Origin of the sequence: Corynebacterium glutamicum ATCC 13032 (genome assembly GCF_000011325.1) — a bacterium.
In the GTDB taxonomy this organism is placed as follows: domain Bacteria; phylum Actinomycetota; class Actinomycetes; order Mycobacteriales; family Mycobacteriaceae; genus Corynebacterium; species Corynebacterium glutamicum.
Genome location: NC_003450.3, coordinates 2,079,276 through 2,093,049 on the forward strand (window position 1 = coordinate 2,079,276; position 13,774 = coordinate 2,093,049).

Sequence of the window (13,774 nt, forward strand, 5' to 3'; positions counted from 1 at the left end):
ATTTATAGAACTCCAGCTTTTTTCATGTCTTCTCGGAGAGCCTCAAGTTCCTGCTCATTTGGAGCCATAATTGGAAGTCGAGGATCTCCTACGTTGATGCCCTGCAGACGCAGAGCAGCTTTTGCCAAGCTGACTCCACCCAAGCGACCTTGGGCAGCTACCAGCGGTGATAGTTTGGCGTTGATTTCCCGCGCACGGACGAGGTCGCCTTCCTCGAAGCTTGTGTACAACTCACGTAATGCTGTGGGGGCTGCATGTCCAATTACGGAAATGAAACCTGATCCGCCCAAAGCAAGCCAAACAAGGTTTAGTGGGTCATCGCCTGAATACCAGGCAAGTCCCGTTTCTTTGATCAATGACGTGGCTGCAACGAGGTCACCCTTGGCGTCCTTGACCGCCAAAATCGTAGGTAATTCACTCAGGCGTCTCATGGTATCAGACTCAATTGGAATACCTGACCGACCAGGAATGTCATAGAGACAAATTGGAACCTCTGTTGCTGCAGCAATTGCACCGAAGTGCGCCAGCAATCCCTCTTGGCTCGGCTTGGAGTAATAAGGAGTTACAACTAAAAGGCCGTCTGCGCCAGCAGAAGCAGCAGCTTCCGCAAGTTCCACAGATGTCCGCGTGTTGTTGGTTCCGACACCGGCGATGAGCTTCGCCCGATCCCCAACTTCCTCACGAACGGCCTTGAGCAGTTCTAGTTTTTCAGCGGCGGTTGTCGTTGGGGATTCACCAGTGGTGCCCGCGAGAACCAAAGAATCCAAGCCCTTATCAACCAAATAAGCCGCGACTTCGCGGCCAGCAGCGATATCGATGTCTCCGGATTCCGTGAATGGAGTAACCATTGCTACTCCAACGGTGCCGAAGTGCTCTACTCCGGTCTTAGCTGTTAAACCTGTGCTCATAGAGTTCAAGGTTACCTTCTTCCCTCATTTGGGGGTTAAACAACCCCGCAAAAAACCTAACAACTTTTGCATAACAATCGCCCAAGCCACATTCCGATAAGAACAATTGACACGAGCAAGAGGTTTTTACGGCTGTCTTTTACAGCCAAAAATGTTGTCTTAACTATATGAATTTTTAGCTCGTGGGTGTGAGCTTTGCGTTAAAAGTCCATGACATACGGGCTTGTTGCCATTTGCGATCCGTCTGCCAAAGTTTCAATCTCAAAATCACCGAAAACAGTTGGCGCTGCTACCTGCAGCTTTCTTAAACATTCTACCGCTACTTCGCGGATTTCGACGTCTGCATGTTCACTGGCTCGCATGCCAATGAAATGCCTCCAGGTGCGGAAGTTTCCAGACACCACGATTCTGGACTCTGTAGCGTTGGGCAGCACAGCGCGAGCTGCTTGACGAGCCTGCTTTTTCCTTAAAAGTGCATTCGGTTCATCGCCAAGTTTTTCTTCCAGCGCATTAAGCAGCTCATTGAAAGCGAACCGAGACTCATCCATGGCGTGCATGAAAAGTTCACGCAACTGCGGATCTTCATCGATGAGAGTGGGCACCACTACTTCCGATTCTCCGCTGTGCACGAAACGCTGAGACAGTTGAGAGAAGGAAAAATGGCGGTGTCGGACCAATTCATGGGTCGCGGACCGAGAAATGCCTCGGATATACATCGTGGCATTGGCATGCTCAAGCAAAGCAGTGTGCCCCACTTCCATGATGTGGCGCAGATACGCAGCATTGGAAGCAGTTCGAGGGTTCGGCTTATCAAAAGTTTCGTAGCAGGCACGACCCGCAAACTCGACGAGTGCTTCCGCGCCCTCAACATCAGTTGACCACTCAACATCAGCGGGTGGAGTAAAAGAACTGCACGCTATCAACTCCACGCTCAATTTAACTTGTTCGGCCACAGCCTTTAAACGCTCCTTTTAAAAAATTCCACCCGCTGCTGAAATGAGCCTTTACAGGCCTAGGTAATGCTCAAGTCCTACGACTAGGCCTGGGTGCTGTGCAATGTTGCGCACACCCACCAAGACACCTGGTGCAAATGAGTTGCGATCATAGGAGTCCTGCTTGATGGTCAAGGTCTGACCCTGGGTGCCAAAGATAACTTGCTCGTGAGCAACCATGCCGGACATGCGGACTGCATGAACCGGGATTCCATCTACGCTTGCGCCACGGGAACCCTCAAGTGCCTGCTCGGTCGCATCTGGCTGTGCGTCCATGCCTGCTTCTTTGCGTGCCGCAGCAATGCCCTGAGCAGTGTGGATCGCGGTGCCTGAAGGTGCATCCAGCTTGTTGGGGTGGTGCAGCTCAATAACTTCAGCTGATTCGAAGAAGCGGGCAGCCTGCTTGGAAAAGACCATGGTCAACACCGCAGAGATAGCAAAGTTAGGTGCGATCAGAACACCGACATTGTCTTTTCCTTCAAGCCAGTCGCGAACCTGCTCCAAACGAGCATCATCGAAGCCCGTGGTTCCAACAACCGCAGAAATGCCGTTGTTGATGCAGAACTCCAGGTTGCCCATCACAGCGTTAGGAGTGGTGAAGTCAACGACAACTTCAGCGCCGTTGTCTACCAGAAGGCTCAAATCATCGTCGACGCCGATCTCTGCAACAAGCTCCAGATCGTCGGACTCATTGACTGCTGCCACAATAGTTTGACCAACACGGCCTTTGGCTCCGAGAACGCCAACCTTGATTCCCATTATGCTCCTTCATTTTCGTGGGGCGAAGAGTTTTTCAAACGCCCACCAGTCTAGACGTACCCGTTCAGAAGGTGCTGATATCCATACCTAACTGACCGTTTTGGTCTGTGTTGTTAACGATTGTTCATCAGTTTGTTCCGTTCTAGGGATTAATCACACAGGTGGAACTATGTTTGAAATATGAGACTTAAGTTGCCCTTCACCGCCCGTTCCGCAGGTAGTTCCTTGGCGCTTGTGGTTTCCGCCTCTTTACTTTTAAGTGCTTGTGATGGAAGCGGCTCAACGCCTACAACCTCTGCTAGTCCTGCTCCAGTTGTGACAGAAACTGAAACCGCTAACCCGGTCACCACAACTCGCACGCCTTCAGATGCTGCCCCGTCGCCTACCACTTCAGAGCCCACTGGTTCAGAGTCCACCAACTCCCCTTCCCCCACTGCTTTGCCGCCGTTGGGTTCCCCGTCGATGGATCAGAAGCAGCAGGCTCAAGTTGGTGACTCCGATATGTCGATCGCTGGCATCCGCGTTGCCGAGCACGAAACGTTCACACGAGTTGTTTTTGATATCGCCGGTAATGGCCAACCTGGTTGGTGGGTCGATTGGGCCACTGATCCAATTCAGCAGGCGTCAGGTCTTCCAGTTGAGATGGCTGGTGATTCCTTCCTCAACGTCAATATTCAAGGCACTGGATATCCTGATCAGGTTGTCGTTCCAGGTATCGATACCGGATCATATCCTGGTGCAGGCATTGTTGAAGACATCAACTTCACCAGTATTTTTGAAGCCCGTTCCCAAGTTCTCATTGGTGTATCTGGTCAACCCCGAAATTACTCGGTCTCATTGCTGCAGGAACCAACCAGGCTTGTGGTGGACATCGTTCACTAGCGCTGGAACGCCGTCAACTACAGATAGAAAAATGTGGCGCTAAAACCTCGCAATAAGGTTTTAGCGCCACATTTATTTTTAGCCCGATCTAGCCCGATCTAGCCAGAACTAATTAGTCCTCTTCAACAACTGGGACCAAGGAGATCTTGCCGCGGTTGTCGATGTCAGCGATTTCGACCTGAATCTTCTCGCCAACCTTCACCACATCGTCGACCTTTTCTACTCGCTTGCCGTTACCCAGCTTGGAGATGTGAACAAGGCCGTCGCGGCCTGGGAGCAAGGAAACGAATGCTCCGAATGCGGTGGTCTTGACGACGGTTCCGAGGAAGCGCTCGCCAACCTTTGGCAGCTGTGGGTTCGCCAGAGCGTTGATCTTTTCGATCGCCGCTTCAGCAGATGCGCCGTCAGCTGCAGAGATGAACACGGTGCCGTCATCTTCGATGGAGATGTTTGCGCCGGTCTCTTCGGTAAGAGCGTTGATGTTCTTACCCTTTGGTCCGATCAGCTCACCGATCTTTGCCACTGGGATCTTCACGGTGGTGATGCGAGGAGCGAACTTGCTCATCTCATCAGGTCCGTTGATGACATCAGCCATGGTGTTCAGGATGGTCAGTCGGGCATCGCGTGCCTGCTCAAGCGCATCGGAGAGCACCTTGGAAGGAATGCCGTCCAGCTTGGTGTCCAGCTGAAGTGCGGTGATGAAGTCTGCGGTGCCGGCAACCTTGAAGTCCATGTCGCCGAATGCGTCTTCTGCGCCGAGGATGTCGGTCAGTGCAACGTACTCGGTCTTGCCGTCGATTTCACCGGAAACAAGTCCCATGGCGATACCTGCAACAGGTGCCTTCAGTGGAACACCAGCGTTGTACAGGGACAGAGTGGATGCACAGACAGAGCCCATGGAGGTGGAGCCGTTGGAGCCCAGAGCTTCAGAGACCTGACGGATTGCGTATGGGAATTCCTCACGGGATGGGATTACTGGCAAAACTGCGCGTTCTGCAAGTGCACCGTGGCCGATTTCGCGGCGCTTTGGTGAGCCCACACGTCCGGTTTCACCGGTGGAGTATGGAGGGAAGTTGTAGTGGTGCATGTAGCGCTTCGCATCGCCTGGTGCCAGGGAGTCGATTTGCTGTTCCATCTTGAGCATGTCCAGGGTGGTGACACCAAGGATCTGGGTCTCGCCACGCTCGAAGAGGGAGGAACCGTGCGCACGTGGGATGAGCTCAACTTCTACTGCCAGGTCACGGATGTCGGTGACTCCGCGGCCGTCGATGCGGAAGTGATCGGTGAGGATCATGCGGCGCACGATGGCCTTCATGACAGCGTTGTATCCTGCACGGATTTCCTTGGACGCTTCAGCTGCTGAGCTGTAGGAAGCCTCGAACTTTGGAAGCAGTTCGGCTTCGATTTCTTCCATGTAGGCGTTGGTAGCGTCGTCGCGCTCTTGCTTTGCCTTCAGGGTCAGCAAAGAAGCTAGCTTCTTGGATACCTTGCGCTCCACTGCGGAGTACACCTCGTCGGTGTATGGAGGGAACAGTGGGAATTCCTTGGCTGCGTTTCCAACGCGCTGTGCCAGACCTTCCTGTGCGCGGCACAGGATGTCGATGAATGGCTTAGCTGCTTCAAGGCCGTCGGAGACGATCTTTTCGGTTGGTGCTGGTGCACCGTCCTTGACGCGGTTGACAACGTTTTCGGAAGCGCCAGCTTCCACCATCATCACTGCGACGTCGGAGAAGGTCTTGTTGCCGCGCTTGCGCTCGACGAGGCGACCAGCCACAACGATTTCAAATACGGACTGCTCATGTTGAGCGTGGGTTGGGAATGCAACCCATTGGCCTTCTGGGTGCTTTTCATCAACAACCAGTGCCATGCGAACGCCACCGACAGCGCCGGAGACAGGAAGTCCGGAGATGCGGGTTGCTGCGGAAGCTCCGTTGATTGCTACGACATCGTAGTAATCCTCAGGGTTCATGGACATGACGGTGACAACGATCTGAACCTCATTGCGCAGGCCCTTAACAAAGGTTGGGCGCAGTGGGCGGTCGATGAGACGGCAAGCCAGGATAGCTTCGGTGGATGGGCGACCCTCCCGACGGAAGAAAGAGCCAGGGATGCGACCAGCTGCGTACATACGCTCTTCAACGTCCACGGTCAGTGGGAAGAAGTCAAAGCCCTCGCGTGGCTGGTTGGATGCGGTGGTGGTTGCCAGCAGCATCGTGTCATCGTCGAGGTAGGTGGTCACTGCACCATCTGCCTGGCGGGCAAGTTGGCCGGTTTCAAAACGGATGGTGCGGGTTCCGAAGTCACCGTTGTCGATGGTTGCGACGGCCTCGATCAGGCCAAATTCGGTGTCTTCGAAGTACTTTACATCGCTCATATGCGAGTAGGTCTCCTCATGTTTAGTTCTGCTCGGCGATCATCGGTGTCGCCGCGAAGATTTCTGCGGTCTAGAACGGTAAAAACCTTACCAGTTCTCTCCAGTTTTCCCCACTATCAGTTTTAGCGCTACTCGACACGAGTTTTATTCACCAAAACCGGTGGCAGGAAACGCGAGAAAACCCGCTTCCCCACCACTTTAAGAGGCAAGGAAACGGGTTTAAAAGACTGGAAAAACCAGGCTTATCGACGCAGGCCGAGGCGTGCGATCAGATCACGGTAGCGATCAACGTTGTTGTCAGCCAGGTACTTCAGCAGACCACGACGACGACCAACGAGCAGCAGCAGACCACGACGGGAGTGGTGATCGTGCTTGTGGAACTTGAGGTGCTCGGTGAGGTTGTTGATGCGGTTGGTCAGAAGCGCGATCTGTGCTTCTGGGGAACCGGTGTCGGTCTCGTGGAGGCCGAACTCGGAAAGGATGGACTTCTTCTGCTCAGAAGTAAGAGCCATGGTGTCTCCTAAAAGTTATTTCAGTCCGCATGAAAAATTTTCACTCATTCATCCAAGATAAACCCGGATGATGTGTGTACTTTTCACAACTGCTGCGGACCGCAGTCGCAAAACCACCTTGGAAGCTTAACAGCTTGGTGGTACTTCTCCAAAAACCTTCACCAGAGCTGCTTTTACTGCTGTGCTGCGACTCGGCCGATGCGGGTCATGAATTCAGAAAGGAAACGATCCACGTCTACGGCGACAGCTGCGCGGGAGGTGCGCACTGGATCGTTGAGGCGGACTTCATCGCCAATGGTGCGTCCACGGGTCTCGCCCTCAATGTCTACCTTGAGGTTGATGGGGAGCAAAGTGACCAGGCTTGGGTCCACTGCAACGCCTACTGCCAGTGGGTCGTGCAGGCCGCAACCGCCCAGGTGTGGTGCGGTGGTCTCATATGCCTTGATGTAGTAATCAGTCATGTCGGCCAGTGCGATAGCAGCTGGAGTGCCCAGTTCGCGCCACTGCGCAGTGTGCTTCTTGGTAAGAAGGGTCTGCAGGGTGACATCAAGACCGATCATGGTGACATCTGCACCGGAACGGAACAGATCGTTTGCTGCATCTGGGTCCTGGTTGATGTTTGCTTCTGCCCATGTGCTGACGTTGCCTGGGACAGTCAAGGCGCCACCCATGATGACCACGTGAGCCTTGGAAGCAAAGCTTGGATCCTTTGCGATTGCCGCAGACAGGTTGGTCATGGGACCAGTTGCGATGATCACCAGGTCATCGCCGTGGGTGTTGACGGAATCAATGAGGAAATCCACTGCGCCGGGGAGTGCCTTTGACTCGCTTGCTGGCAGCTCGACTTCGCCGATGCCGTTTTGTCCGTGAATGAACGCGGAGATCTCAAGAACTTCAAAGCCATCCTTGGTCTGTGCGTGTGGCTCACCCAAGTACACAGGTACTTCTGGTGCACCGAACAGATCAAGCAGTGCCAGGTCATTGACTGCACCGGTTTCGAGTAGCACGTTACCGTAGGTGGTGGTGACACCAATGAGCTCTAGTTCAGGTGAGCCCAGTGCGTAGGCAAGTGCGAGGGCATCATCGATGCCGGTGTCGATATCAAGGATGGCTTTTTTGCTCATGCGTTTTTAACCTTTCAGGTTTTTATTTTTAAGGTCGGGCACCATCATAAGGCACCCGATGTGACAAGCTTGATGGCCGGTGACCGGCCTTAAGCGCTGGGCTGGGTGTCGGCGTCGAGAAGCAATTTGTCTTTGGCAAGGATGTCGCGGGCGTTGGTGACATCTCGGGCCATGGCGTCTAGTAGCTCGTCGACGCCGTTGAATTTGACCATGTCGCGCAAGTGTCCCACGAATTCCACCATGACATGGTGACCGTACAGGTCGGCTTCCTGGTCGAGGATGAATGCCTCGACGCTGCGTCGCTCATCGCCGAAGGTGGGATTGGTGCCCACGGAAATGGCAGTTTGGTAACGCACGCCTGGAACCATGGTGCCGTCGATATCGCGGGAGATTTCCTTGTCGATTTCGCGGTCATCGGTGATGGTGAACCAGCCTGCATACACGCCATCGGCGGGCAGCGCCACAGAGGTCGGCAGGTAGAGATTCGCGGTGGGATAGCCCAATTCTTTGCCGCCACGGCCAGCACCACGGACAACTTCGCCGCGCACGGCATAGCGTCGACCAAGCGCCCAGTTCGCGCGCTCAACCTCGCCCTGATCCAAGTAATCGCGCACCAAGGTGGAGCAAATACGCTGGTCATCATCATGCAGCAGCGGAGCAATCGTGACATTCACGCCAAACTTTTGTCCCAATTCCCGCATCGTGGACTCAGTGCCAGCGCCATTGACACCGAAGGTGAAGTTCTCCCCCACCACAACTGAACGCGCATGCAGCGTATCCACGATCATGGTTGTGAAATACTCTTCAGCGCTCAGACCTGCGAGTTCTTTAGTGAAATCAATAACCAACGCAGCATCGACGCCACATTCCGCAGCCAAATTAAGGCGATAATCCAAAGGAGCCAAACGGGTTGGCTCTTTACCTGGCAAAAACACAGCGATCGGATGCGGGTCAAAGGTCACCATGACACAAGGCACACCCAGCTCCTCGGCCTGCTTCTTGGCCTCGCCGATTAAACTTTGATGCCCCCGGTGGAGCCCATCAAACACACCAATGGTGACTACTGATCCTTGAAGATCAGCCGGAACGCTGTCTAGTCCACTCCAAATATCCACTGTTTTAGACTACGGCATAGACTCAACAGACATGAATGCTCCTGCCCCTAAACCTGGACTCGTGATCGTCGACAAGCCCGCCGGAATGACATCCCATGACGTGGTGTCCAAATTGCGCCGCGCATTTTCCACCCGCAAAGTAGGCCACGCAGGCACCCTCGACCCCATGGCAACCGGCGTGTTAGTCGTCGGAATTGAGCGCGGAACCCGCTTCCTGGCACACATGGTGGCCTCCACCAAAGCCTACGACGCCACCATTCGACTCGGCGCCGCCACCAGCACCGATGATGCAGAAGGCGAGGTTATCTCCACAACAGACGCATCCGGCCTCGACCACAGCACCATCCTTGCTGAAATCGTCAACCTCACCGGCGACATCATGCAAAAACCCACCAAAGTCTCCGCCATCAAAATCGACGGCAAACGCGCCCACGAACGCGTCCGCGACGGCGAAGAAGTAGACATTCCCGCACGTCCCGTCACCGTCAGCGTCTTTGACGTGCTCGACTACCACGTCGACGGTGAATTTTATGACTTAGATGTGCGCGTCCACTGCTCCTCCGGCACCTACATCCGCGCGCTCGCCCGCGACCTCGGCAACGCTTTGCAGGTCGGCGGCCACCTGACCGCGCTTAGGCGCACAGAGGTCGGCCCTTTTACGCTTAACGACGCGACCCCCCTCTCCAAACTCCAAGAGAATCCAGAACTCTCCCTCAACCTCGACCAGGCACTCACCCGCAGTTACCCAGTCCTTGACATCACCGAAGACGAAGGCGTTGACCTGTCCATGGGCAAATGGTTGGAACCTCGCGGACTGAAAGGCGTCCACGCTGCAGTAACACCATCAGGAAAAGCCGTGGCGCTCATCGAAGAAAAGGGCAAACGCCTGGCCACCGTGTTTGTTGCTCACCCCAACACTCTTTAGTTGGTCTGCCAGAAGCCGATTTAAGAGGTCGAATTTCGCTAGATAGGTGTGAGTGTGGAAAGAGCGGTTTGGAGGGCTTAAACGCGATTCTGAGAGGGCACTATTTCAGGTGGGCTGTGGAAATAAACCAAAACCAACTCCGCCAATCCAAGCCTTGGTTTCAAACGCACATTTCCAGACCAGCAAAGTGTCATTGCAGACCAAAGACGCCCCGAAAAAGGGGCCTCTTGGTCTAATATTCACGGTTGCTGTACGTGTTGAAAGCTAGAAGCGCTTCTTAAACGCCGTGCCGTGCGAGGCATCCACCAACCTGGCTTTCAGCTCACCCAGGTATCCTCTCCATCCAGTTCAAGTCACTGCAGTCGCAGCTATGACATAACCATCACGCAGTACCCATTTACCTGAAATAAACGGCACTGGAGTTGGTCGAACCAGCAAATAGGACACAAAAGTGCCATCATCACGCAAGTCGATCTCAGCTTGTTCAAAACCAAGCCACCTATGCGTCAGCGGGAACCACGCTTTGTATGTTGCTTCCTTGGCACAAAACAGCAGGCGATCCGCGCAGTGCACACCTTGTTCCTCCAAGCGCTTAAGTTGAGGAATCTCCCCCACCCGAGCGATTGAACCCAAAACATCCTTGGGCAACGGCTCCGCAGGTTCGGCATCCAATCCCATAGAACGCACCAACAATCGTGGCGCCACAACAGCAGCTCGGAATCCGTCAGTGTGGGTCAATGAACCAGACACCGAAGAAGGCCACAATGGCATTCCTCGTTCCCCACGCAAAATGGGATCACCGCTATCTCGTCCCAAAGCTTGGAGTGCCTGATGTGCACACCACCTGGCATCTCCAAACTCTGCTTTTCTAATATCAACCGAGTGCGCTACCAGTGCCTTTTCCAACGGATGCAACTGATGGAAATGGTCTAAATTAACAGCATCGCCAGTTTTAATGAAAGAAAACTTTGCCGAATTTGGAAACAAAGACTCATCCAGCATTGTCCACCTCCATCACTGGATATGGCCACACATGCTGCCCAGACCAATGCTCCCATTCGCGCGGATAACCCAACGACACTTCAATGTGTTTCACACCGTTGACGTTGGTTATTCCGGGCATATGCAGATGACCGTAAATAACGGCTTCCGCGTTGTAGCGTTCGGCCCATCCCCTGGTGTGGCGAGTACCGCACCACAATGCAAGTTCCTGCCAGCGCATCTGATAAGTCGGTTCCACCACCAGCGGCCAGTGGTTAATCAAAATTGTTGGCCCGTTGATCTTGCTCAAACGCTTAATGGAATAGGCTAAGCGATCCCAGCACCACGCTCGGATATCAACAAAAGGCGCAATAGAAAACTCATCAGTCATCATCACTTGACGATCCCGCGCCGCTTGCACAGCCTGCTCCACGGTGAAACCAGGTCGACGGAACGAGTAGTCATAGAGTGTAAACAACGGAACGATAGTAACCCCACCAAAGGTTAAGTAAGGGTCCTCCGGAGTCAACACATCAATCTTGCGGCAGCCTTCAACGAGTTCAGAGTACTTATCGCGCCCCTGATAGCGGTCCGCGGAGCGAGAAAACAACTCATGGTTACCCGGAACCCAGATCACCTTGGCAAAGCGCCTGCGCAAACGTGCCAAAATTTCCAGCACCAATTCGGTACGTTCCGCCACGTCACCTGCAACAATCAACCAGTCAGACGGATCCTTAGGCTGAATATTCTCAATTGGATCAGCGTTAGCTTTCACCGCTGCATGGAGGTCAGAAACCGCCCACAGAGTTGTGGTCACCTGTCACCTCCACATAGTTGTTGCTAAAAGTCTTTGTCCATTATGCCTGCAGTCCAGCAAATGTGGTTTGCCACGCGCCGAAGCTAACGCGCCCACTTCATAGACTTAAACCGCCAAATCACCGCAAATAGTCGGATCAGAATAAACGCCAGCAAACCACACCACACGCCTGTCAGCCCTGCATCTAATGCATAGGAAATCCAGACGCCTGGTAAGAATCCGACCACAACCGCCAAGATAGAGGCATTTCGGAGGAACACCGCGTCAGCAGCACCCAACAGCACACCATCAATAGCAAAGACAATGCCACCCAAAATGATCATCGCGACCATGATCCACCACGGGGAAGCAATCGCATCTAAAACGTCGGCGTCCTGAGTGAAAATACGCGGAATCCACGAGTGTAAGACCACGAACACCAAACCTAAGCCACCAGCGAAAATCAGAGAGTACTTAATCACCTGATTACCCACCCTGCGGGCGACCTTCGCAGTTCCAGCGCCCAGGGCTGCACCAGTTAAGGTCTGCGCCGCGATAGCTAGAGAATCCAGCACCAATGTGATGAAATTCCACAGCTGAAGCAACACCTGGTGGGCCGCCAAGGATGCCGTGCCAAATCGTGCAGCCACAGCGGCCGCGGAAAGAAAAGCAACCTGGAACGACATTGACCGCATGATCAAATCACGTCCAAGAACCAACTGATTTTTCATCACCGTCCAGCTCGGCTTCCACGAACCTTCGTGGTGCTTGATCAATGCACCCAAAAACAGCGAAGCAGTAATTGCTTCTGCAATGAGGTTTGCCCAGGCAGAGCCCACAAGTCCAAACTTAGCCACGAATATCGGAATCAAGATCGCGCCGGGGATGACTCCCGCCAAGGTGAAATAGAGTGGCAGCTTGGTGTTTTGAATACCTCTTAACCAACCGTTGCCAGCCATGATCATGAGAATTAGTGGCACCGCAAAAGCAGCGACCCGGAGCCAATGCCCTGCTTCTTGGGCTAGAGCTTCATCACCACTGAGCCACAACGCGAAAGTCGGGGCTCCAATGAGCATCAGCGTTAAGATGCCCAAGCCTACAAAGAGTGCCACCCAGGTTGCTTGCACACCTTCGGCAATTGCTCCCCGGCGATCACCCATTCCGAAAATTCTCGATGATCTCGCGGTAGTTCCATAGGACAAGAATGTCAGCTGTGTTGTCACTTGAGCTTGAATTGTTGTTGCTGCGCCCAACGCAGCCAATTCGAAGCCACCCAAAGTGCCAACAACCGCTGTATCCAACAAGAGATACAGCGGCATCGCAGCTAGAACACCCAGTGCGGGGAACGCGAGCCCGAAGATCTGCTTTGCAGAAACATCATGGGACTCATGCTCAAAGTCGTTGTTAGACATCGACATGCGCCGAGCTTCGCAAAGACTCCCCCAAGGTAACGGTTGCTTCAATCAACGTATCGAGGGCTTCGATTTCCGTACCACGAGCGGTATAGCCTGCAGCAGGAATGTGTCCGCCACCGCCAAGATGCACTGCCAAGGAAGCGACACTCAAATTGGAGGAACGCAGTGACACGGTATAGACGCCACGTTCATATTCTTTGAATACTGCTCCGAAGTCTGCGCCTTCCACAGCGCGAACCATTTCGATCAAGCCTTCCACAACGGCGCGTGAACGGCCGTTGATGGTATCGAAGTCTGCCACGAGAACAGCAAGAGTATATGGCCCTGCTTCCCGCAGCTCGATCCGAGAGACAATCTGGCCAACAAGACGCAAATCATCCACGGAGGTTTGATCAAGCAATGCTGATGAAATGGCACGAATGTCTAGACCGAACTCCATGAGTTCTTTAGCCATGTCATGCATGACTGGTCGACCCCACCTGAAGCACCCGGTATCGGTGAGCAGTCCAGCATAAAGGCCGTGGGCGATATCGGGAGTAATTTGCACCGACATCGCATCAAACCAGTCATATAAAATCGTGGTGGTGGATTCTGCCTCCACATCGATTAAGTTGACGGCACCAAACCCAGGATTGGTGGCGTGGTGATCAACCACCAATACTTTGTCAGGATTGTTGACGATGATGCTTTCAAACGCACCGGTGCGTTCGATTGACCCACAATCAACAACAATGATGAGGTCAGATTCCGGCAGTGAATCGCCAAACTTAATGTTTGATGCCCCAGGAATGGTGTACAAGTTCTCGGGCATCGAATCTAGCTGGCCGATTGCACCTACGGCGTCTTTACCAAGTTGCTGTAGTGCCGCCACTGTGGCAGCTACACTGCCGATTGCATCAGCATCGGGTCGCAGATGCCCCACAACGCTAACCGTGTGAGCTGCCTGGACTAATGCTGAAGCAGCATGAAACTGACTATTATCCGTCACTGG

At 53.7% G+C, this 13,774-nt stretch carries 13 protein-coding genes; 2 read left to right on the forward strand and 11 right to left on the reverse strand.

The window, feature by feature from the left end:
• Positions 1 to 2 precede the first annotated feature (2 nt).
• From dapA to dapB, 3 genes are all read right to left on the reverse strand, one after another.
• Complete coding sequence (dapA, locus tag CGL_RS09805; protein WP_011014792.1) at positions 3 to 908, reverse strand: 4-hydroxy-tetrahydrodipicolinate synthase; 906 nt, start codon at positions 906 to 908, stop codon at positions 3 to 5.
• 200 nt (positions 909 to 1,108) lie between these two features.
• A complete protein-coding gene (thyX, locus tag CGL_RS09810) occupies positions 1,109 to 1,861 on the reverse strand; it encodes an FAD-dependent thymidylate synthase (protein ID WP_011014793.1) in 753 nt (250 codons plus the stop codon).
• A 51-nt stretch (positions 1,862 to 1,912) separates the two neighbouring features.
• A complete protein-coding gene (dapB, locus tag CGL_RS09815) occupies positions 1,913 to 2,659 on the reverse strand; it encodes a 4-hydroxy-tetrahydrodipicolinate reductase (protein WP_011014794.1) in 747 nt (248 codons plus the stop codon).
• Positions 2,660 to 2,839: 180 nt separating this feature from the next.
• Between dapB and CGL_RS09820 the strand changes: the two genes are divergently transcribed.
• The gene (locus CGL_RS09820; RefSeq protein WP_011897393.1) at positions 2,840 to 3,541 is read left to right on the forward strand and encodes an AMIN-like domain-containing (lipo)protein; all 702 of its coding nucleotides are present in this window, start codon (positions 2,840 to 2,842) and stop codon (positions 3,539 to 3,541) included.
• Positions 3,542 to 3,653: 112 nt separating this feature from the next.
• On the opposite strand, the gene CGL_RS09825 is transcribed toward CGL_RS09820, so the two are convergent.
• The 4 genes from CGL_RS09825 to CGL_RS09840 form a co-directional block, all read right to left on the reverse strand.
• Complete coding sequence (locus CGL_RS09825; protein WP_011014796.1) at positions 3,654 to 5,915, reverse strand: polyribonucleotide nucleotidyltransferase; 2,262 nt, start codon at positions 5,913 to 5,915, stop codon at positions 3,654 to 3,656.
• A 242-nt stretch (positions 5,916 to 6,157) separates the two neighbouring features.
• On the reverse strand, positions 6,158 to 6,427 hold the full coding sequence (gene rpsO / locus CGL_RS09830) for a 30S ribosomal protein S15 (protein WP_003857482.1): 270 nt from the start codon (positions 6,425 to 6,427) through the stop codon (positions 6,158 to 6,160).
• Between the two features lie 173 nt (positions 6,428 to 6,600).
• A complete protein-coding gene (locus tag CGL_RS09835) occupies positions 6,601 to 7,551 on the reverse strand; it encodes a nucleoside hydrolase (RefSeq protein ID WP_011014797.1) in 951 nt (316 codons plus the stop codon).
• An 89-nt stretch (positions 7,552 to 7,640) separates the two neighbouring features.
• Entirely contained in the window at positions 7,641 to 8,666 is a 1,026-nt protein-coding gene (locus CGL_RS09840; RefSeq protein ID WP_011014798.1) for a bifunctional riboflavin kinase/FAD synthetase, read from the reverse strand.
• Positions 8,667 to 8,697: 31 nt separating this feature from the next.
• Between CGL_RS09840 and truB the strand changes: the two genes are divergently transcribed.
• On the forward strand, positions 8,698 to 9,591 hold the full coding sequence (gene truB / locus CGL_RS09845; RefSeq protein WP_011014799.1) for a tRNA pseudouridine(55) synthase TruB: 894 nt from the start codon (positions 8,698 to 8,700) through the stop codon (positions 9,589 to 9,591).
• Positions 9,592 to 9,939: 348 nt separating this feature from the next.
• Here truB and CGL_RS09850 read toward each other — a convergent pair whose 3' ends face one another.
• The 4 genes from CGL_RS09850 to CGL_RS09865 form a co-directional block, all read right to left on the reverse strand.
• On the reverse strand, positions 9,940 to 10,593 hold the full coding sequence (locus CGL_RS09850; protein WP_003857486.1) for a 4'-phosphopantetheinyl transferase family protein: 654 nt from the start codon (positions 10,591 to 10,593) through the stop codon (positions 9,940 to 9,942).
• Positions 10,583 to 11,389 (reverse strand): metallophosphoesterase family protein, encoded by an 807-nt coding sequence (locus tag CGL_RS09855; RefSeq protein WP_003857487.1) that lies wholly within the window; start codon positions 11,387 to 11,389, stop codon positions 10,583 to 10,585. Before CGL_RS09855 ends, CGL_RS09850 begins: the two co-directional genes overlap by 11 nt.
• An 83-nt stretch (positions 11,390 to 11,472) precedes the next feature.
• Entirely contained in the window at positions 11,473 to 12,786 is a 1,314-nt protein-coding gene (locus tag CGL_RS09860) for an MATE family efflux transporter (protein ID WP_011265854.1), read from the reverse strand.
• Positions 12,773 to 13,771 carry a DHH family phosphoesterase gene (locus tag CGL_RS09865; protein WP_011014801.1) on the reverse strand — a complete coding sequence of 333 codons (999 nt, stop codon included), beginning with the start codon at positions 13,769 to 13,771 and terminating at the stop codon, positions 12,773 to 12,775. The genes CGL_RS09860 and CGL_RS09865 overlap by 14 nt, the downstream gene beginning before the upstream one ends.
• Positions 13,772 to 13,774: the final 3 nt, after the last annotated feature.

Coding starts and splice junctions, on each gene's coding strand:
- dapA (WP_011014792.1), bottom strand. CDS start 908: ATGAGCACAGGTTTAACAGCTAAGACCGGAGTAGAGCACTTCGGCACC.
- dapB (WP_011014794.1), bottom strand. CDS start 2,659: ATGGGAATCAAGGTTGGCGTTCTCGGAGCCAAAGGCCGTGTTGGTCAA.
- CGL_RS09820 (WP_011897393.1), top strand. CDS start 2,840: ATGAGACTTAAGTTGCCCTTCACCGCCCGTTCCGCAGGTAGTTCCTTG.
- CGL_RS09825 (WP_011014796.1), bottom strand. CDS start 5,915: ATGAGCGATGTAAAGTACTTCGAAGACACCGAATTTGGCCTGATCGAG.
- rpsO (WP_003857482.1), bottom strand. CDS start 6,427: ATGGCTCTTACTTCTGAGCAGAAGAAGTCCATCCTTTCCGAGTTCGGC.
- CGL_RS09835 (WP_011014797.1), bottom strand. CDS start 7,551: ATGAGCAAAAAAGCCATCCTTGATATCGACACCGGCATCGATGATGCC.
- truB (WP_011014799.1), top strand. CDS start 8,698: ATGAATGCTCCTGCCCCTAAACCTGGACTCGTGATCGTCGACAAGCCC.
- CGL_RS09850 (WP_003857486.1), bottom strand. CDS start 10,593: ATGCTGGATGAGTCTTTGTTTCCAAATTCGGCAAAGTTTTCTTTCATT.
- CGL_RS09860 (WP_011265854.1), bottom strand. CDS start 12,786: ATGTCGATGTCTAACAACGACTTTGAGCATGAGTCCCATGATGTTTCT.